We start from the raw sequence: 19,457 nt of genomic DNA on the forward strand, positions 1-19,457 counted from the left end.
AGATATGCTGGATACGTGTAACGAGTGCAAATTATTCAGGACGGCCCGCCTTGACCGAACCGGCAAAACCGCAAGACGCATCCGGCGATGCGCTTCGAACCACGGTCCCGGCGCCGCCGCCAAGACCAATGGCTGTTGTTCCCCCGGCCCCCGCAGTGCCCAAACCCACCCCCGCGGCGCCTGCACCAGGCGTTCAGATGCGGTCTGTCGCCGGCCCCGCCACGTTGAAACGGCGGCACTACGGGCTGATGCTGTCCTTCCTGGCCATGGTCATCCTGCCGGTCGTGCTCAGCGCGATGTATCTGTTCGCGCTGGCCAATGATCAATATGCCTCGCGTGCCGGGTTCACGATCCGACAAGAAGACGGCAACAGCGCCAGCGCCATCTTGGGCGGGTTGTCTTTTCTGACCGGGGGATCGCAAGGCGTGAATGCCGGGGTGTTGCACGAATTCATGCAAAGCCAGACCATGATGGAAAAGGTCGATGCCCGTGTCGATCTGCGCGGGCATTATGCGCAGGGCTGGCCCTCTGACCCGGTCTATTCGATCTGGCCCGATGCCACGACGGAAGAACTTTTCCGCTTCTGGAAGCGGGTGCTGCGCCTGTCCTACGATTCCTCCTCGGGTCTGATCGACCTGACGGTGCAGGCGCTTGACCCGGATACTGCGCAAAAGATTGCAATGGTCATCCTTGAGGAAAGCCAGACCATGATCAACCAGCTGAACGACACCGCCCGGCGCGATGCGCTGGTCAATGCGGACCGGGAACTGGCGGATGCGGTCGAAGGCCTGCGCGTGGCGCGCGGCGCGTTGACGGTGTTCCGCGCCGAAACCCGGATCGTCGATCCGATTGCCGACATTCAGGGACGGCTTGGCGTGGTGTCCAACCTGCAACAGCAGCTTGCGCAGGCGCTGGTCGAGCTTGACCTGCTGGACCCGTCCACCCGCGTGGACGATCCGCGCCGCGCACAGCTTGACCGCCGGATCACCGTGATCCGTGACCGGATTGATCAGGAACGCAACTTCTTTGGCACCAGCACCGGCGTCGCGTCAGACAGCTCCTATCCAGAAATGATTGCGCAATTCGAAGGGCTTAGTGTTGATGTTGAATTTGCGCAGCGCAATTACACTGCCGCGCTTGCAGCCCGGCAGGCGGCGATTTCGAATGCAAATCGCCAGTCGTTGTATTTGGCCGCCTACATTCCGCCCACCAAGGCACAGGATGCCGAATTTCCGCGCCGGTTCATCCTGCTGTCGATGATTCTGGGCTTCCTGCTGATGGCATGGGCCACCGCCGCGCTGATCTATTACAGCCTGCGGGACAGAGGCTGATGTTGCAGTCTGATCAACGGCGATGATGGTATTTGAAAGCCTGTCAAAAGGCTTCTGGGTCAAGGGAGAATGGCATCAGGTGCTGGACGACCTGAACCTTGTGCTGCCGACCGGCAAATCGCTGGCGCTGCTGGGCCGCAACGGGGCGGGCAAGTCGACATTGCTCAAAATCATCGCGGGCACGATGCCACCGACGACTGGCCGTGTGCTGGTGCAAGGCAGCGTGTCCTGGCCGGTTGGGTTTGCGGGCAGCTTTCACCGCGATCTGACCGGGGCGCAAAACACCAAGTTCCTTGCCCGCGTCTACGGTGTCGATACCGAAACGCTGACCAGCTTTGTCGAAGACTTTGCCGAGCTTGGCAAACACTTCCACATGCCGATGAGCACCTATTCCTCGGGCATGTATTCGCGCCTTGCCTTTGGCGTCTCGATGGGCATCGCTTTTGATACCTATCTGGTGGACGAGGTTACGGCCGTGGGCGATGCCCGCTTCCGCGAGAAAAGTGCAGCGGTCTTTGCCGAACGCATGAAAACCTCCAGCGCTGTGCTGGTCAGCCACAACACCTCGGATATCCTCAAGTTCTGCGATGCGGCCATCCTGCTGGACAATGGCAAGCTCAGCTATTTCGACGATGTCAAAGCCGCCCTCGCCGCCCATGCCGCGCTGATGAAGTGACCTGCAGGCACGGGCCCGCGCCGCACATCAGATGATGACGATGGACTGGTCCAGCCCACCCAGATCGACCACGCCAACCAGGGAAATCATCGTGTTTGCGGTCTCAAAGTTCAGCACCACAAATCCATCGCCGTCCAGCCGGCCAAACGTCATCTCAACCTGTTGTGCCGTCAGCACGCCGAACTGCCCCTGCCACAGCCAGACAGACAGGTGCAGCAGGTCACCGTCGCTGGCCAGAAAGTCGGTGATCCGCGTCGTACCGTTGTTGGTGTAGAACACGAACACATCGGCACCGGTGCCCCCGGTCACCACATCGTCGCCGCCCCCCGGGGCAATGGTGTCATTGCCGTCGCCACCATAAACCGTGTCATTGCCCTGACCAGCCCAGATCAGATCATCGCCCGCCTCGCCAAAAATCAGATCATCGGCCATGGCCCCAAAGACAGTATCATGGCCGTCACCGCCATAAATCGTGTCATTCCCGGCTCCACCGGCCAGTTCATCCGCGCCGCTGCCACCATACAAAAGGTCGCGTCCCGCCCCGCCCCACAGCGTATCATCGCCAGCGTCCCCAAAAAGCTGGTCATTGCCACCCGCCCCGCCCATGGTGTCATTCCCGTCGCCGCCGCTCAGCGTGTCATTGCCGGGGCCGCCCCAGACCTCATCGTTTCCCGGCCCCGCATCCACATAGTCATTCCCGCGCGACGCCCAGATGATGTCATCGCCCGCGCCGCCAAAGATGGTGTCATGTCCGGCATTCCCGATGATGAAATCCGCGCCCTCGTGGCCCCGGATCAGGTTATCGGCGTCATTGCCGTGGATGGTGTCAGCTCCCTGCCCGCCATGGGCCTCTTCGATCACCGTGCCCAACGCGACCAGAACGGTGCCCCGCGCGCCGTACACATCCGACACCCCGCCCTGCCGCATGTCGATCAGTTACGTGGCATTGGTCGCGCTGAAATCCATCCGGTCCCAGCCGCCGTCATCGACGATGGTAAAGCCGAACGTCTCGGCTGGGTCCATCCACCATGGCCGGGCCAGACCGTCAAACATCACCGCCATCGCGGTGCCAAGCCGCCCCGGAAGGGTGGAATGCGCGCCCCAGACCGTGTCGCCGGCAAACACGGCCGGCAAGGCCGGGTAAAGGTAGGCAAGGGCCGCAAGATCCGCCACCATTGGCGTGATCGGCTGAAAAGGGGTCGCCTCGACAAAGCCGTTCGCAGCAACATCAAAATACGACATGATCGTCATCTGCGTGCTGTCGTTGCGATAGTGATTGTCGACCCCATAGCTGGCGCTGCCGTTGTAAAAGCCGCCATGGCCCAGACCCAGCGCATGGCCGATTTCATGCAGATAGGTCTGATAGCCATAGCTGCCAAAGGTGGTCCCGTAGGCGTCAAGCCAGCCAGTGCTGACCGTCACCGTGGCGCTTCCGTAGGTTCCGTCAGGATAGATCGCGTTTGGTCCGGCAAAGGCGTAACGACCGTCGCCATAATCCGGATCATGATCGTCGAACAGAATCGTCGCCCTCGCCGAGCCGGTCTCGACAAAGACCACTCCTGTGGTGGCAGACCATGTGTCCAGCGCCATCCGCGCGACATCCTGCCCCTGCGCGGTCAGGGCGGTCAGGTTGACGGTGACCGGCAGGCCAGTCCTGACCCCTTCAAGCGTCAGTGCCGATCTGGCAGCACCCCAGCCGGAATCTGTCAGTTGGCTGGCGATCTGTTCAATGGTGAACACATCCGTTGCCGTGCGCAGCGTGTACTGCCCTTGCGCCCCGCCGGACCCGCCGACATCCAGAAAATAAGTGCCGCTGACCGATGGTGTGAACCGCACCATCGACGTGGTGTTGTCAGCCCCCACATCATCGTTGAACGCGACCCAAGTACCGCTGCCATCACGCAGCGCAAGGTGCGGGTCGCTCAGCCCCGCGCCCCCGCCGGTGCCGTAGGCCGTAAAGACATAGGTTTGCCCGGCGCTCAGCTCGACCGCGACCCAATCCCTGTCGCCCGCGGTCAGACTGCCGGTGAATGTGTCGCCCACCGCAATTCGCGCCGGTGTTGCCGCCGATCCGGGAACATCCCCAAGTTCCACCGCAGCGCGGCGGATGGCCATGCCGGCATCCCGCAGGACCGGCCCCAGAAAGCTGTCTTTCGCCATCAGATATCCGGCCCGTTGTCATGCCCCCTGCAAAAAGCCAAGTAGACTGCAAAGGTGGCCAATGTCCTAACGAGGCCAATCGGGCCGCGTCATTTCAGGCTGGCTTGCAGGACGGGGACGGTCATGCCCGCCGGACGTGTCAAAAACCCACCGGCAACTTCATCAAGCTTTCCAAAATTGCAGTGCAACCGCCCGGATTTGGCCGGATTTGCGCCATGCATGCTGCGCGCCGCAAGTGGACGCTGCCCGACGGGTGTTACGGGTCGGGGGTGGCGCATGCTGCGCATGGTGGACCGCTTTTCAAGCGGGAACGCGTCGGTTGATCTTGGGATCACCGAACTTTCCGTCGTCGACGGACCAGAGGGGCTGCGACTGTTTGCCTATTCCGGGGCCAACGGTGGCCTGTCCACCTATGGCATCGGGACAGACGGCCACCTGACCCCTGTAACGATCAAAACGATGACGACCGGGCACGGGCTTCTGGCGGAAACCGACATGACGGTCGCCCATCTCGGCACATCGACTGCCATTCTGCTTGGCCTTGCCACAGGCGGCGAACTTGTCGGGTGGGTCGCCAACCTGTCGGGGGGCATCGGGCGCCCCTTGGCGCTGACCCTCCCCGACGGGTTCACCGGGCGCATGGTGATTGCAGACCAGCCGGACAGCGCCGCCCCGCTTTATGTTCTGGCACCCGACAGCGGTCGCATCGCGGTCTATGATCCCGGCACCGCCGTGATGACCGAACTGTCGGTCACCGGGGCCATTCCCACCGGCACCCACGGTCTGGTGCAGATCACCGGTCCCGGCCAGCCACTGCTGCTGGCGATCGATGCCGCGCGCAACAGCCTGACGGCCCTGCGTCATGACACGGCCACCAACAGCCTGACCCCCACCGCATCGCTTGCCGCCAGCGACGGGCTGGCCGTGGCGGCCCTGTCCGATCTGGATGTCGTCACCCTGGCAGGCCAGACCTTCGTGATCGCGGCAGCCGCAGGCACCTCCAGCCTCACCGTCATCCGCGTGTCGGATCAGGGGCAGTTGACCATCACCGATCACCTGCTCGATTCCCGCGACACCCGCTTTGCCGCAGTAAGCGCAGTGGACACGGTTACGGTCAACGGACAGGTCTTTGTCGCCACCGGCGGCGGGGATGATGGCGTCACGCTGTTCAGGTTGCTGCCGGACGGCACGCTGCAAACCCTCGCAACGCTGGAAAACAGCCTTGCGGGCGGGCTGGCGAATGTCACAGCGGTCAAGATCATCCACAGCGGCGAGCGGCTGTTCATCGTTGTCGGGGGCGAGACGGAAACCGGGCTGGCGGTGCTGGAATGGCCACTTGGGGCCATCGGTGCCGTGATCACCGGGGCGGGCATTGGGGCAACGCTGACCGGCACCGGCGGGGCAGACATCATTACCAGCGGCGCGCCAGATCAGGTCTTGTCAGGCGGCAGCGGTGATGATGTGCTGATCGCCGACACCTCCGGCACCCGCCTGACGGGGGGCGCAGGCCGCGATGCCTTCGTGCTGCGAGAAACAGCAACCCTGACCACGATCACCGATTTCCAACGGGGTGCCGACACGCTTGACCTGACCGGATGGCCCATGCTGCGCGATACGGGGCAGCTGACCATCACACTGCGCAGCGATGGCATCACCCTGTCATTCAATTGCCGGACGGTCACGGTTCACGCCTCAGACAGCCACCCGCTGACCCTGGCCGAGGTGTTTCCTGCCGGGCTCGGACCGGCGCGCATTCCGGTGGCCACCCTGACCGCCAGTTCCGACGGCGGCTCGGCCCACGGGGAAGGCGACGGGGCCCTCAGCCCCGCTGACCCGGATGAACCGGGCGACACTGGGGGCGACGCCAGCATCCCTCCCCCCACACCCCTGCCCGCCACCCGTCTCATCGGCAGCAGCACCATTGACCCCGCCACCGGGCCGACCGAAATCACCCGTCTGCCGGACTGGGCCACCGATCCCGGCTGGCAAAACCTGTCCACAACCCCCCTGACCCAAACCGGCACCTCTGGCGATGACACCTTGATCGGGGCCTCAGGCGCCGATTCGCTGAACGGCGGCGCGGGCAATGATCTGATCTATACCGGCTTCGGCAACGATACCGTCTTCGGTCTGGCAGGCGACGACTTCATCTTCGCCGCCGGGGGCAACAACGAACTTTGGGGCGGGCTCGGCAATGACGTGATCCGCGCCCGCGACGGCGATGACCTGATCGGCGGTGGGGCCGGGCATGACCTGCTGGATGGCGGCAACGGCCAGAACACCATCTGGGGCGGGTCGGGAAATGACACGATTTTCGGCGGCGACCACTCTGACACCATCGGCGGTGGCCCCGGCAATGACCTGATCTTTGGCTATGACGGCGATGACGATCTGTTCGGCGCCTCGAATCATGACACCATCCACGGCGGGGCCGGCAATGACACCATCTGGGGCGGTCCGGGCAATGATGTGATCTCCGGGGGGCCGGGCGATGACCTGATCGCCGCCGGGGCGGGCACCGATCATGTCTGGGGCAATGAGGGCGCAGATACCTTCCTGTTCTACCGCTATTACAACGACACCTTTGTCCATGATTTCAGCCTGGCCGAAGGTGACCAGATCCAGCTGACGCAATGGATGTTTCGCGGCACTTTCCCTTCGGGCGACCACATCGCACAGCAGTATGGACGTGTGACCGCCGATGGCATTGTGCTGGATTTCGGCGTGTCCGACACGATCATCCACCTGCTTGGGGTGTATGATCTGCAGGCACTGGCAGACCATATCACGGTGATCTGACCCCGCCGTCGCAACCGACCCTGCCCGGGCAGCGCTGCCCCCCATTTCGGCGTGCGCATGTTTTTGATGGAACTCCGGCGCGATTTTGTGTTGGCTGCACGCATGACACACCTGCCCGCGCCACGTCGCCCTTGCGGCTTCGCATTGCCCTCTCTTCGCGACGGCAACCGCCCGTGAGCCTGCAAGACCCCCCCCGGATCAGCGTCATCGTGCCGGCCTACAACGTGGGCCCCTATATCGGTGCCGCGATTGCCTCGCTCCGCTGCCAGACCTTTCCCGGTTTCGAGGCGCTGGTGATCGACGACGGCTCTGCCGACGACACCCGCCAGCAGGCGCTGGCCGCCATCGGCGGCGACGGGCGGTTCCGGCTGATCCATCAGGAAAACCGGGGCCTGTCCGGCGCGCGCAACGCAGGGCTTGATCTTGCCCGCGCCCCGGTCATCGCCTTTCTGGACGGGGACGACCGCTTTGCCCCCACCTTCCTGCAGCGCCTGCACGACACCTTGCACAGCACCGGCGCTGACTGGGTGGCCTGCGGCCTGGCCTTCTGCACGCCCGATGGCGTCCGGCATCCGCATTCCGCCATCCACGGCCAACCAGAGCCACGCACCAGCGCGCAGGCTGTGCCCTTTGCGCTGGACGATTGGGCGCAGGTGATCTGCCATTTTCCCTCTGCATGGAACAAGCTTTACCGGCGTGCCTTCATCGGCGATCTGCGCTTCGACGAGGGCACCTGGTATGAGGATCATACCTTCTTTCACCGCCTCGCCGCAAAAAGCAGGGTGCTGCACCATCTCTCTGATCCGCTGTACCTCTACACGCTTGACCGCGACGGGCAGATCACCCGCGCCGACAGCGACCGCGTGTTTGACCAGATTCCGGTGCTGGAAACCTCTGCTGCCATTTTCCACGGCGCTGACAAATCCGGCGCAGACACCGGGCTGGCCCGCCTTGCCACCCGGCTGTTCTGCGAACGACTGGAGGTGATCCGCTCCCCCCAGCGCGCCGCGCGGTTCCGGCAGGCCGCAGCCGGGTTCCTTGCCCGCCATCGGCTTGCCCCCGAATGGACATGGGACCGGCACCTCGATGCGCTGCAAGCCTGCAGCCTGTCAGGCCATCCCCCGGTGACGATCCGCCATGATGCGGCAGATGGGGAGGACATCACCCCTGATCTTCTGCCCGATCCTACTACACCATTGGCCCCGTTCTTCCAGCTTTCCGCTACCGATCACCCCATCGGTCCGCACGGGCTGGTGATCGACCTGCCCGGGTTTGGGCAGGTCGACCCTACCGCCCTTGCCGACATCGCCGGGCAGCTGCTGCATAGCGATCTGGCGGCGGTTCTGATCACGCAGCCTTCGACGCCGCAGCCCCATGCCAACCCGCTGTCGCAGCCCCGCATCCTGTCGCCCGACACGGCGCTTGACCTGACCCCGGACCGGCATGCCCTTCTGGTCAAAGCCGCCTTTGCCTGCCAGCCCGTCAGTCCCGTCCCGCAGCTGCGCCTTGCGGAACAGGCCCTGCGGCTGTGCGCGGCGCAGGCCCCGGTTGCCTGCGCGCAAATTGCGGTCGCCGCGCCCCGGCCCATCACACCGCCGCGCCTGCCCACAACCCTGCCCACAACCCTCAACGCGCTTGACCGCTGGTGCGCAGCCGTTGCCCCGCTTTTGCCACCGGGGGGTGCGCGGCGTCTGTTCCTGCGCCACGCCACCCTCTGGCTGGCGCAAAACCAGCCGCGCGGCACGCTGCACCGCCTGCGCCTTGCCCTGACGCGGCTGCGCATCTGGCGGATCGGGAAAGCGCGTGGCTGGATCGGCGCGCCGGGCACCATCGACGCCGATACTCTGCCGGTGCTGCAGCAAATCTTCCGCTTGCCCCCCGCCGGGTGATTGCATCACCCTGACCGCCGCCGCATAACCGATCTGAACCCGGCACCGCAAAAGGGCCCCCGATGATCCCGTTCCGCACAGCAAATGGTGCCACCTTCCGCTGCCAGATCGACCCGGACTGGACCTCCTATGCCAACCTGAACTTCTACACGGCAGAACAGGGGCAGATCCCCTTCCATCTGTCCTTGCGCCTTGCCGACAGCCTTGCCGTGATCAACCAAAAGGATGCCAGGGGCTGGCACCGCGAAGACCACATCGCCCTGACCTTTCCCCCACGCCGCTTTCCCGTAACACTGTCCTTTGACGCCCATGCCGTGACCGTAGATGTTGACGGGGTGCAGCTTGGCCGCTTTCCCCGCCTGCCCCGGTTTGACCGGACCGCGCGCTTTCTGCTCCGGCGCGGCTACCCCCGGCTGCGCCAGATCACCCTGTGCACCGCCGAAGGCGCTGTGCCCTGGGAAACCGTTGAGACCCGCGACCATACGTTTGACCGGCTGTGGAACGATGTGCGCCCCGGTGCCGGTCTGGTGCTGACCGACCGGATGGAACTGGCAGAACGGCTGCCACGCGGGCAGACCGATCCGCGCCATGCCGTGATCCTGCCCGGATCAGCCGCGCCGGTCGCCCTGCGCCCTGCCACGCAGGCCCCGTCATCGGTGCCCAACACCTTCGCCCTGCCCGAAGGCGTCGCCGCCGTGCTGGTGCCGGGCCGGATCTGGCTGACCACCGGCCCCGATGCCGCCGCCGAACTGCCTGTGATCGACCTGCTGACCGGCCACGCCCGCCCGCCCCTGCGCATCGACCGCACCGCCCTTGCCCAGCGGCTGCTGCGCCAGACCCGCAGCGGCGGTATCGCCAACGATGACATCGCCGCGTTGCAGGCGATCGAGCATGTCTGCCATTCCGGCATCTGGCCAACGCTGGACCCGCAGGTTCACTCCACCCTTGTTGCGGCGGCGGCCCGGCTTGGGCTGTCGGGCTTTCTGACCAAAGCCATCGGCACTACGCCCCCCGCAATGGTACCGCAAACGGCACCCTCTGCATCACCGCTTGCGGGCCTGACAGCCGATCTGTCGCGCCTGCTGGCCACCTCGCCCGACCGTGCTGCCCTTGCCGACTGGTTGGCTACCGCCCTGCCGCCGCATGCGGCGACTGAGGCCGAAGACCTCGCCCTGACCCTCTGTCCCAGCTTTTGCGAACATGACGCCTTTGACCTGCTGCACGCGGCCCTGTCCGCGCGCGGCCTGCCCCCGGTCCGGCCCAGCGATGATGTGGGCTATGTCTCGCTCCGCCTGCCGTTTCAGCTGCTGGATGGCGATTATGATCAGGTCATCAGCCGGCTGTACCTTCTGGCCAGCCGCGATGGCGGCTGGCTGGCGAGTGCGGCTGTGGGATGGATCGCACGCACCATAGCCTCCCCCGGCTCCCTGCCCATCCCTGAACGCCAGCGTCTGGCCATCATCAATGCCTTCTGCACCCTGCTGACCGCACAGGCAAAAGACCCCTGGGGCCGCACGCCCTGCCACGGGTTGATGGACGGCCTGCTTGCCCTGCTGCGCCAATTGGCCCGCCTGCCACCCGATCTGCGCGGTACGCTGGAACAGACAGCGCTCACCGCCTATGGCCTGTCGCCCCGGTTCTGGTCGCGGCTTCCCTCCGCCGTAGATCATGCCACGCTGTCGGCCTTCGCCCCCGGCCTGCTCACCGCCGGGAGAGCTTTTGTCCGCCTGACCGATCCGGCTGACGCCGCAGCAGCCCTGTCGGCGCTGCATACCCTGAAGGCTGAGGGCGTCGCCGCCGCCGCGCTGTGCCTGCATCCTGCAGCTGGGCTGCGCCAGACCGCGCCATGGCACCCGGACCTGCTGCTGCGCGATCTGTTCCGGCCCGGTGCGACCGATGACCCGGATTTCGATGTCCGCTCTGCCATTGCCCGCAGCCAACCCACCATTGGCCGCGCCCCCCGCCCGGCCCCGTTCGAGGCTCTGGAACGCAAGCTCGGCCAGACCGCCTTTGACCTGATCACCCATTGGCACACCACAGCCCCGCCCCAGCGTCTGGCGCGGCTGGACGCCGTGCTCACCGATGCTCTTGCCTTGTCGGGCAGCGCCGCCGGGCATGTGGGGCTGGCGGTCAGCCTTGGCCTGATCCGCGCCCTGCGCGATGATCAGGCGGCCGTCAGCCTTGGGCTGGCCGGGCTGCGCCAGATGGTGACCGCGGCGCAGGTCACGCCCGATGCGCTGGCCTCTGCCGCTGCGACACCGGCCCTGCAAGCGGTGCGGGCCGACCCGCATCTGGGCCCGCTTGTGCACGCAGCGCTCGGCCTTTCGGCTCCGCCGCCGGTGCAGAGCCCCCATGCCTCCCCGCCCACGGGTGCTGCGAGTGCCCTGTTCAACACCGTCGTCGTGGTCATGTCCTGCCACCCCAACTTTGCCACCCGCATTGCCGCACTGCGCCGGGGCTGGCTGGCCGACCTCACGCGGCTTGGCATTCCTTATATCGTCGTGGTCGGCGGTTCCACGGACCCGCAGCCAGCCGCAGACGTCATCTGCCTCAACGCCCCCGATGATTACGAAGGCCTGCCGCAGAAATCCCTCGCTGCCATCGCCCATGTCCACCAACACTTCCCCGGCCGCCGGATGCTGAAGGTCGATGACGACTGCTTTCTGGATGTCGATGAGTATTTCTTCAGCCTGTCCAGCCTGAAAGCCGATTACTACGGCCGCCCGCTGGCCCGCGCGCGCGGCCAGATGGACCGCAGCTGGCATATGGGCAAATCATCCTCGCTGCGCGGCCGGCACGATCTGGACAAATCGCCCGAGCCGTCAACCTATGCCGATGGCGGATCGGGCTATCTGCTCAGCCCCGCAGCCATCAACGCGCTGCTGACCCGTGCCGCCACCGCCGAAGGCCAGCGGCTGATCGACGCTTCGTTCATGGAAGACAAGCTGGTCGGCGATCTGCTGGCCCTGTCCGGCATCCGCGTCACCGGCGACGATTACCGCGTCCATGTGCTGCGCCGCGCGCGCGCCGGTGGCCTGCTGGTGCCGAAATGGGAGAACACCTGCCTGCCCTTCGCCGGGTCTGGCGTCAAACTCGCGCATCTGGACGGGCATGACCTGCAGAATCTGGCCGTCCGCACCGCAAAAACCCGCCGCCCCGCGACGGAAAAGATCTGGCCTACGCTGATCCCGGCGCGGCTTGGCGCGCAATCCCACGCGCTGGACCTGATCTCGCCCCCGGCGCGGTTTGACCGTGCCCGCAAGGCCCCGTTGGCCGTGGTGGCCTGCCTGCGCAATGAAATCGCGATGCTGCCGCATTTTCTGGCCCATTACCGCGCGCTTGGCGTTGACAGCTTTCTGATCGCCGACAACGGGTCCGATGATGGCACGCTGGAACACCTTGCCGTACAACCCGATGTGGCGCTGTTCACCGTCGATTCCGACTATAGTCAGTCGCATTACGGCGTGCTCTGGCAACAGGCGCTGCTGGCCCAACGCACGGGCCTCTGGTCCGTCGTGGCGGATGCCGACGAGCTGATGACATGGACCGCCGATGCCACCGGCGATCTGCACGGCCTGCTGTCCGGCCCAGACTTCACCGACCATGATGCCGCCCGCGTCTTCATGCTCGACATGTATCCGCAAGGCCCGCTGTCGGGCACCGACTTCACCGATCAGCCCCCCTTCACCGCCGCCCCTTTCATCGATCGTGACCCGTTCCTGACCACCGCGCTGGGGCGTGGCCCGTTTTCCGACGCGCACACCTTTACTTCCGCCACCCGCCACCGCCTGCTGCCCGGCTCGCGCCCCGAACTGTTTGTCGCGCAGAAAATCGCCCTGCTGCGCTATCAGCCGTGGATGCGCCTGTCAGACGGGCTGCACTACGTCGCCGAAACCCGGCTTTCCCCCCGCGCGCTGCTGTTTGGCCATTTCAAATACACCGCCGCCTTCCGCGCAAAAGCGGTGGCCGAGGTGGCGCGGGGCCAGCATTTCAACAATGCCGAGGAATACCGCAAGTACCTGACCCTGATCTCCGAGGGGCGCGAGACGATCTACGATCCCACCCTCTCGGTCCGCTGGACCGACAGCCCCTTTGTGCAGTCGGTGCTTTCCACCGGCAAACCGCCCGCGCCCTGACCCCGATACAGCGCCAGCAGCCTGTCGAGATGCGGCCCCATCGTCTCTGGCACCATCGCATTCTGCCAATAGTCCTGCGGCCCCACCACGCCTGACAGGATCGCCCCGATCCGATCCGCAAACGCCGCCACATCGCCCGCGCGGAACACGAACTCCGGGCTGTTGCCCAATTCCTGCGCACCGCCCATGTCGCTGCACAGCAAGGGAATGCGCCGCGCGTGCATCTCGATTGCCACCTGTGGCAGGTTGTCCTCCCACATCACCGGCAACAGGCCGAGGCCAACATCGGCCAGCAGCCGGTCCAGATCGGCATGACCATAGCCATCCTGATGCTGAAACCCCCCCAGCCTGGGGGCCAGTGCCGCCAGCCGCGCCATCACATCCGCCTCGCCGCGCCGCGCGGCCACCACCAGATGCAGGCGGTTCAGCACTCCATCCGGCAGCGCCTCCAGCGCATTGAGCAGAAAGTAAAACCCCTTGTCACGGCGCATATAGCCGAAATAGGCCAGCTTCACCGTGCCATCGGGCCGCAGGATCGGCCCGCGCGCGGGCGCGCTGGCAAAGCCCTGCGCCTCGACCGTGCCGATATAGCTGGTGACGGCCTTGTCAGGTAAAATGCCCTGCCGCAGCGCAATCTGGCGCACCCGGTCTGACACACACAGCACCAGATCGCACTGCGCGTTGATCTGGCGCACCATGGCCGCCCGCCGCTGCACAAAGCCCGGCCCCGCACCGGCCCCGGCCGCTGGGTCCACAGCCCGCCGCTGCCGCGCCCCCTGCAACCGCCCCAGCCGCCGGCCCAGACCGAAGATCACCCGGAAGGTCTGCCGGAAAAACCAGCTGTCAGGCGATACGCCCGCCACCTTCAACCGGTAGGCAAGCCCATGCCCGGCCCGGATCTGCCCCGCGTTCCAGCGGTGCGGCAGGCAGGTGACACAGCGCGCGCCCGATTGGTCATCGGTGCAATGGCGCGCTTCGTCCTGCCAGAAGTTCACCTGCGGGCAGAACGGATAATAGTTGTGCAAGGACAACACCAGCCTTGTGGCCGGAAACCTTTCCTTCAGGCGCAACACATCTGCAGGGACGCCTTCCAGATTGTTGAAATGCACCACATCATAGGGGCCGGTCCGCGCCAGAAAGTCGAAAAACACCGCCTCGGTTGCCGGATGGCTGATCTGCGCCGCTTGCCCGAAAGACGCATGCCCCGGGGCCAATGTGCCGGAATTGACCAGATCATACCGCCGCGCATCGCGCGGACCATGCCGCATCCGCTCCCATCGGGGGCGCGGGCGCAGCGGATCATAAGATGTGCCGCAGGCGATGAAACTGGCCTCCACCCCCGGTACCGTCGCGAGCGCCAGCATCAGGTTGCGCTGATAGAGCGACACACCGCCGCCCCTGCCTTCCGGGTCCAGATAATCGACCCAATTCACATACAGGATTTTCATTCAGACCAGTTCATCCTCCAACCAGTTGGCGCGGCCAAGGTATCGCATATAGGATTCAATCGGGTCTGGCGTGGCAAACCGGTCAAGCACCCGGTTGCTGCCCTGCTTGATCAGCGGGGATTTCATGCCCGAGTCATGTTGCAGCCCCAAAAACGCGCAGATCCGCGCATTGAACTCGGGTCTGAACAGCTCGCAATACTCCAGCGTCAGGCTCGGATTGGGCAGGCTGCCAAGCCATTGGGCAAACAGAAAGTCCATCGTTGCATATTCATGCCACTGATGGCTGATCTCCTCCGGGCTCGCAACGATCTTCCGCGCCATGTCGCGTGATCGCCGGGTCTGTGCCCAATTTTTGGTCTGCATCGCTTTCAGATAGGACGCGACCTGCGCCAGCCGGTTTTCGCGGTGAATATAGATGATCCGGGTCTGCGCCAGATCCGGCAACTGGCTCAGCACCCTTATGTTGTGCCCCAGCATCAGCTTGAACCCGATCTGCTGCCACGGCTCTGCCTCATGCCGCTCAAAGAACTGCCGCATGAAATAGCGCGGCCCCCAGTCGCGCTTGTAGCGCAGGTCGGGGTCATAGTCCGGCTCTCCAGTTTCGATCACGCTGTAGGGGTTGAACAACTCGCCTGAACAGGTCACGTCGCGGTGCGAATTCAGCAGGGTCATCAGATAGGTGGTGCCACTGCGCGGCAGGCCCAGGATGATGAACCGCCGGTGCTGCGCCTGATCTGCCTCGCTCATCCTGCCCCTGCCCGATTGTGCGCGCCTGCCGCACGCGGTTTCCCCCAAGTTTCACCATCGCGCCGCACAGGGCAAGGGGGGCTGCAGCACAACACCGCAGGTTGTGCCAAATCGTCCCGCCGTCTAGACAGGAACCAAAGCAACGCGGGGGCAACGTATGGCCAGTCTGATTGTCGGGGCCGGGTTTTCCGGCGCAGTGATCGCGCGGGAACTGGCCGAGGCGGGCCTGCCCAGCACCGTGATCGACAGCCGCGACCACATCGCCGGAAACTGCCATACCGAACGCTGCGCCGAGACCGGCGTCATGGTCCACCGTTATGGCCCGCATATCTTTCACACCGATGATGCCGAGGTGTGGGATTATGTCACCAGCCGCGCAACCTTCATGCCCTACCGCAATCAGGTAAAATCCACGGCGCGCGGCGCGGTCTATTCGATGCCGATCAACCTGCACACCATCAACCAGTTCTTCGGCCGGACGATGCGCCCGGGCGAGGCGCAGGCCTTCATCGCCAGCCGCGCGACGCCCCCCGCCACCACCCCCGCCGCCAATTTCGAGGAACAGGCGCTGCAGATGGTAGGCCCCGAGATCTACGAGGCCTTCTTCAAAGGCTACACCGAAAAGCAATGGGGCCTGTCGCCCCGCGCGTTGCCTGCATCGATCCTGAAACGCCTGCCGATGCGGTTCAACTACGATGACAACTATTTCAGCCACCGCTTTCAGGGCATTCCGGAGCAGGGCTACACCGATCTGGTCGCCCGCCTGCTGGATCATCCAGCGATCACCACCCAGCTGAACACGCCCTATGACCCCGGCATGGCGGCCGGTGCCGACCACATCTTCTGGTCCGGTGCGCTGGACGGCTATTTCGGGTTCTGCCTTGGGCGGCTGGGCTACCGCACGCTGGACTTTGAGCGCTTCACCGACACCGGCGACCATCAGGGGTGTGCCGTGATGAACTACCCCGATCCGGATGTGCCCTATACCCGGATCACCGAGCACAAGCATTTCGCCCCATGGGAAAGCCATGAGCGCACCGTGTGCTACCGCGAATACGCCCGCGCCGCCGGGCCGGGTGACATCCCCTATTACCCGATCCGGCTCAGCGCCGAGCAGACCCTGCTGGCCGAATACGAAGCCCTTGCCCGCGCCGAGCCCAACGTCACCTTTGTCGGCCGGCTTGGCACCTATCGCTATCTTGAGATGGATGTCACCATCCGCGAAGCCCTGAACACCGCCCGCGCCTTTCTGGCGGGCCGCGCCCGATAGTCTACCGCCCGCACGCCCCAAAGGTGAAGCCAAAGCGCGGAGCCTGTGCGCAACGGGTCCGCCTAGAGCACCTCGGGCATCACGACGCGCCGTCGCTGCCGCGCTTCGGCCCAGGTGATATAGCTGACCGATCCCACAATCACCGCACCCCCCAGCAGCACGAAGACATCCACCGCCTCGCCAAAGGCGACCCAGCCCAGCAGCGCGGCCCAGATCAGTTGCAGGAAGACCACCGGCTGCGACACGGCGATCGGGGCGGCGGCAAAGGCACGGCTCATGCAATAATGCCCACCCGTCGCGCAAGCCGCCACCACCGCCAACCACGCGATCTGTTCTGCGCTGACCGGCACCCAGACCCAAGCCGCGAGCGGAGCAAGCGCCAGTGTCACCACCAAGGACAGCATGGCCACGATCTGCCCGGCACTGGCGATCCCCGACAGCCGCTTGGCAAACAGGTAGGATCCGGCGAAAAACACCGCCGCGAAGATCTGGGCGATATGGCCATCCGTCACCTCGCGCAGGCCGGGCCTCAGCACGATCAGCGCCCCGGTCAGGGCCACGCCAATTGCCAGCACGCGCCGCAGCGACAGACGCTCGCCAAAGAACACCACCGTGCCCAAGGTCAGCAGCACCGGGTTCAGGTAGCCGATCGCCGTCACCTCGGCCACCGGGATGCGCGCCATGGCATAAAACCAGCACACCACCGCCGCCACATGCACCACGCCCCGGCCCAGATGCAGTCGCAGGTGCAGGCCCGGCATCCCGCTGCGCAGCACCCCGATCAGCGCTGGCAGCAGAAACACCACCCCCCAGGCAAAGCGCAGGAAAGCGGATTGCACCGCAGGCAGTTCGGTTCCCAAATAGCGTACGATCCCGGTCACCCCCACGAAACACAGGCCAGAGGCAAACATCCACAGGATGGCCTGCACGGGGTTGGTCTGATCGGGGGCTGTGGCATTCATGGCGGCACCCTGTGGCGCGCTGCGGCCAAGGACAAGCGGGTTATTGTAACCGTAACATCTGCGCGGCCGCCGCCCGCATCGCCAGCGTCAGTGGTCTGATCGCCGCCGCCGTCAGCCGGGCAAACTGCCAGTGCAGCGCCACGTCCAGCGCCGCCCCCGGCACCAGTTCCACCAGCCGCCCTGCCGCCAGATGCGGGGCGACCAGCGGTTCGGGGTTCAGCCCCCAGCCAAGGCCATGCAGGCAGGCGTCGACAAAACCCTGCGTCGACGCGATCCGGTGACTGGGAAACCCCGACCGCAGCCCCAGCCCGCGCGCCGCCACCCATTGCGCCTGCAACTGGTCCTTGTCGGAAAACGTCAGGGCCGGGGCGCGGGCCAGCGTCTGCGCCGTCACCCCTTCGGCAAACCAGCGCGCCACATAGCCGGGGCTGGCGGTCGCGACATAGCGCAACGCACCCAGCGGCAGCGTGTCACAACCCTGCAGTGGCCCGGCATGCGACGTGACCGCCGCCACCACCTCACCGCGCCGCAGCCAGTCCTGGCTGAAGTCCTGATCATCAATCACCAGATCGAACAGCACATCGGGCACCTGCACCAGCGCCGGCATCACCCAGGTGGCCAGAGAATCGGCATTCACCGCAATGCGCAGGGTCACCGCACCGGTCTGCACGCCCGGCAGATCTGCTGCCGCCTGACGTTCCAACAACACCACCTCGTCGAAATGGCGGATCAAGCGCAGCCCTGCCGCGGTCGCCACGCTGGGGCTGCTGCGCCGGATCAGCAGAACCCCGGCGCGGTCCTCCAGCGCCTTTATCCGCTGCGACACCGCCGGTTGCGTGATGCCCAGATCGGCGGCAGCAAGGTCGAACGACCCGCGCCGGTGCACAGCCGTCAGCGCCGCCAGTTGCAAGGGATCAAAGATCAGCACAGCTTATCCAGCATCAGAAAGATGAACTGGATTGATCACCGCAGGCCACGCTAAGTCAAGCGGCACGCATTACCCGAAAGGCCCCCATCGCATGACCGCCGCCCTTGCCGGATTTCTGACGGCCCTGTCGCTGATTGCCGCCATCGGCGCGCAGAACGCCTTTGTGCTGCGGCAGGGGCTGCGACGCGAACATGTGTTGCCCGTGGTGCTGGCCTGTGCGCTGTCGGATGCGCTGTTGATCGCCGCCGGGGTGGCGGGGTTCGGCACGATTGCAGCGCTTGTGCCATGGATCACCACCGCCATGCTCTACGCCGGGGCCGCGTTTCTGATGGTTTATGGCGCGTTGCGCTTCAAGGCGGCGCTGCGCGGCGGCGAGGCGCTGCGCCCGGCAGCGGGCACGGGCGCGACACTGGGGCGCACCGTCGGCACGGTGCTGGTGCTGACATGGGCGAACCCGCATGTGTATCTGGATACGGTTGTTCTGCTGGGCGCGATTTCTGCCCAATACGCGCCACAGCATTGGACCTTTGGTGCCGGGGCCATCGCGGGCAGCTTTGCCTTCTTCACTGCGCTGGGCTTTGGTGCGCGCCTGCTGGCCCCGCTGTTTGCCAACCCAAAGGCATGGGTCTGGCTGGAGGTGATCATTGGCGTCGTCATGTGGCTGATTGCCGTCGCGCTGATCACGGGGGCCTGACGGGCCTGGGGCAAAATGCGAAACGGGGGCAGCTTGCGCCACCCCCGTTCCAAATGTCTGACCGATGGATCAGACCTGATAAATCAGGCCAGAGCCAGGTTGGTCGCCGATTCGCGACCGTTGCGGTCACGTTCCAGATCGAAGGTCACAGCCTGACCGTCGTTCAGGGCACGGATACCAGCGCGTTCCAGCGCGGTGATGTGCACGAACACGTCTTTCTGGCCGCCTTCTGGCGCGATAAAGCCGAAACCTTTGGTTGCGTTAAACCATTTCACGGTGCCATTGGCCATCGTGAGATCTCCTGTAGTGTCTGCCATCCACAGCATGCGATGGCCCGGCCGAGACTCGTCTAGATCGTGTGACTGTGGGCCGAAGCAGACAGAAGACCGAAAGAGAAGATACTTTGCCTTTCTAAAA

Annotated in this window: 14 protein-coding genes; 7 read left to right on the plus strand and 7 right to left on the minus strand. The window is 65.1% G+C overall.

The annotated features are described in order from the left end of the window. Positions 1-197 precede the first annotated feature (197 nt). Entirely contained in the window at positions 198-1,331 is a 1,134-nt protein-coding gene (locus tag EEB11_RS04910; RefSeq protein ID WP_167852655.1) for a KpsE/RkpR family capsule polysaccharide export protein, read from the plus strand. Positions 1,332-1,353: 22 nt separating this feature from the next. Then, positions 1,354-2,007 carry an ABC transporter ATP-binding protein gene (locus EEB11_RS04915; RefSeq protein ID WP_135429320.1) on the plus strand — a complete coding sequence of 218 codons (654 nt, stop codon included), beginning with the start codon at positions 1,354-1,356 and terminating at the stop codon, positions 2,005-2,007. Between the two features lie 27 nt (positions 2,008-2,034). Here the strand turns inward: EEB11_RS04915 and EEB11_RS04920 are convergent, their stop codons facing one another. Beyond that, on the minus strand, positions 2,035-2,919 hold the full coding sequence (locus tag EEB11_RS04920) for a calcium-binding protein (RefSeq protein ID WP_210134377.1): 885 nt from the start codon (positions 2,917-2,919) through the stop codon (positions 2,035-2,037). Positions 2,920-2,943: 24 nt separating this feature from the next. After that, the gene (locus EEB11_RS04925; protein ID WP_135429322.1) at positions 2,944-4,167 is read right to left on the minus strand and encodes a pre-peptidase C-terminal domain-containing protein; all 1,224 of its coding nucleotides are present in this window, start codon (positions 4,165-4,167) and stop codon (positions 2,944-2,946) included. A 276-nt stretch (positions 4,168-4,443) separates the two neighbouring features. Between EEB11_RS04925 and EEB11_RS04930 the strand changes: the two genes are divergently transcribed. The 3 genes from EEB11_RS04930 (at position 4,444) to EEB11_RS04940 (ending at position 12,991) form a co-directional block, all read left to right on the plus strand. After that, positions 4,444-6,966 (plus strand): calcium-binding protein, encoded by a 2,523-nt coding sequence (locus tag EEB11_RS04930; RefSeq protein WP_167852656.1) that lies wholly within the window; start codon positions 4,444-4,446, stop codon positions 6,964-6,966. Between the two features lie 173 nt (positions 6,967-7,139). Next, entirely contained in the window at positions 7,140-8,855 is a 1,716-nt protein-coding gene (locus EEB11_RS04935; RefSeq protein WP_167852657.1) for a glycosyltransferase family 2 protein, read from the plus strand. Positions 8,856-8,917: 62 nt separating this feature from the next. Continuing rightward, on the plus strand, positions 8,918-12,991 hold the full coding sequence (locus tag EEB11_RS04940; RefSeq protein ID WP_135429325.1) for a glycosyltransferase family 2 protein: 4,074 nt from the start codon (positions 8,918-8,920) through the stop codon (positions 12,989-12,991). Here EEB11_RS04940 and EEB11_RS04945 read toward each other — a convergent pair. Both EEB11_RS04945 and EEB11_RS04950 read right to left on the minus strand, forming a co-directional pair. Beyond that, positions 12,907-14,439: a glycosyltransferase gene (locus EEB11_RS04945; protein ID WP_135429326.1), complete on the minus strand. Its 1,533-nt coding sequence runs from the start codon at positions 14,437-14,439 to the stop codon at positions 12,907-12,909. The two genes, EEB11_RS04940 and EEB11_RS04945, sit on opposite strands and share 85 nt — an antisense overlap. Then, the gene (locus EEB11_RS04950; RefSeq protein ID WP_135429327.1) at positions 14,440-15,186 is read right to left on the minus strand and encodes a sulfotransferase family protein; all 747 of its coding nucleotides are present in this window, start codon (positions 15,184-15,186) and stop codon (positions 14,440-14,442) included. It abuts the gene before it with no gap. Between the two features lie 157 nt (positions 15,187-15,343). On the opposite strand from EEB11_RS04950, the gene glf reads away from it, so the two are divergent. Further along, positions 15,344-16,456: a UDP-galactopyranose mutase gene (glf, locus tag EEB11_RS04955; RefSeq protein WP_135429328.1), complete on the plus strand. Its 1,113-nt coding sequence runs from the start codon at positions 15,344-15,346 to the stop codon at positions 16,454-16,456. 62 nt (positions 16,457-16,518) lie between these two features. Here glf and EEB11_RS04960 read toward each other — a convergent pair whose 3' ends face one another. Both EEB11_RS04960 and EEB11_RS04965 read right to left on the minus strand, forming a co-directional pair. Beyond that, positions 16,519-17,418 carry a DMT family transporter gene (locus EEB11_RS04960; RefSeq protein ID WP_245298776.1) on the minus strand — a complete coding sequence of 300 codons (900 nt, stop codon included), beginning with the start codon at positions 17,416-17,418 and terminating at the stop codon, positions 16,519-16,521. A 40-nt stretch (positions 17,419-17,458) separates the two neighbouring features. Beyond that, positions 17,459-18,346 carry a LysR family transcriptional regulator ArgP gene (locus EEB11_RS04965; RefSeq protein ID WP_321187546.1) on the minus strand — a complete coding sequence of 296 codons (888 nt, stop codon included), beginning with the start codon at positions 18,344-18,346 and terminating at the stop codon, positions 17,459-17,461. Between the two features lie 91 nt (positions 18,347-18,437). On the opposite strand from EEB11_RS04965, the gene EEB11_RS04970 reads away from it, so the two are divergent. Then, entirely contained in the window at positions 18,438-19,040 is a 603-nt protein-coding gene (locus tag EEB11_RS04970; protein WP_135429329.1) for a LysE/ArgO family amino acid transporter, read from the plus strand. Between the two features lie 83 nt (positions 19,041-19,123). Here EEB11_RS04970 and EEB11_RS04975 read toward each other — a convergent pair whose 3' ends face one another. Further along, entirely contained in the window at positions 19,124-19,330 is a 207-nt protein-coding gene (locus EEB11_RS04975) for a cold-shock protein (protein WP_101922075.1), read from the minus strand. Positions 19,331-19,457 lie beyond the last annotated feature (127 nt).

Origin of the sequence: Pseudotabrizicola sediminis (assembly GCF_004745575.1) — a bacterium.
Classification (GTDB): Bacteria; Pseudomonadota; Alphaproteobacteria; order Rhodobacterales; family Rhodobacteraceae; genus Pseudotabrizicola; species Pseudotabrizicola sediminis.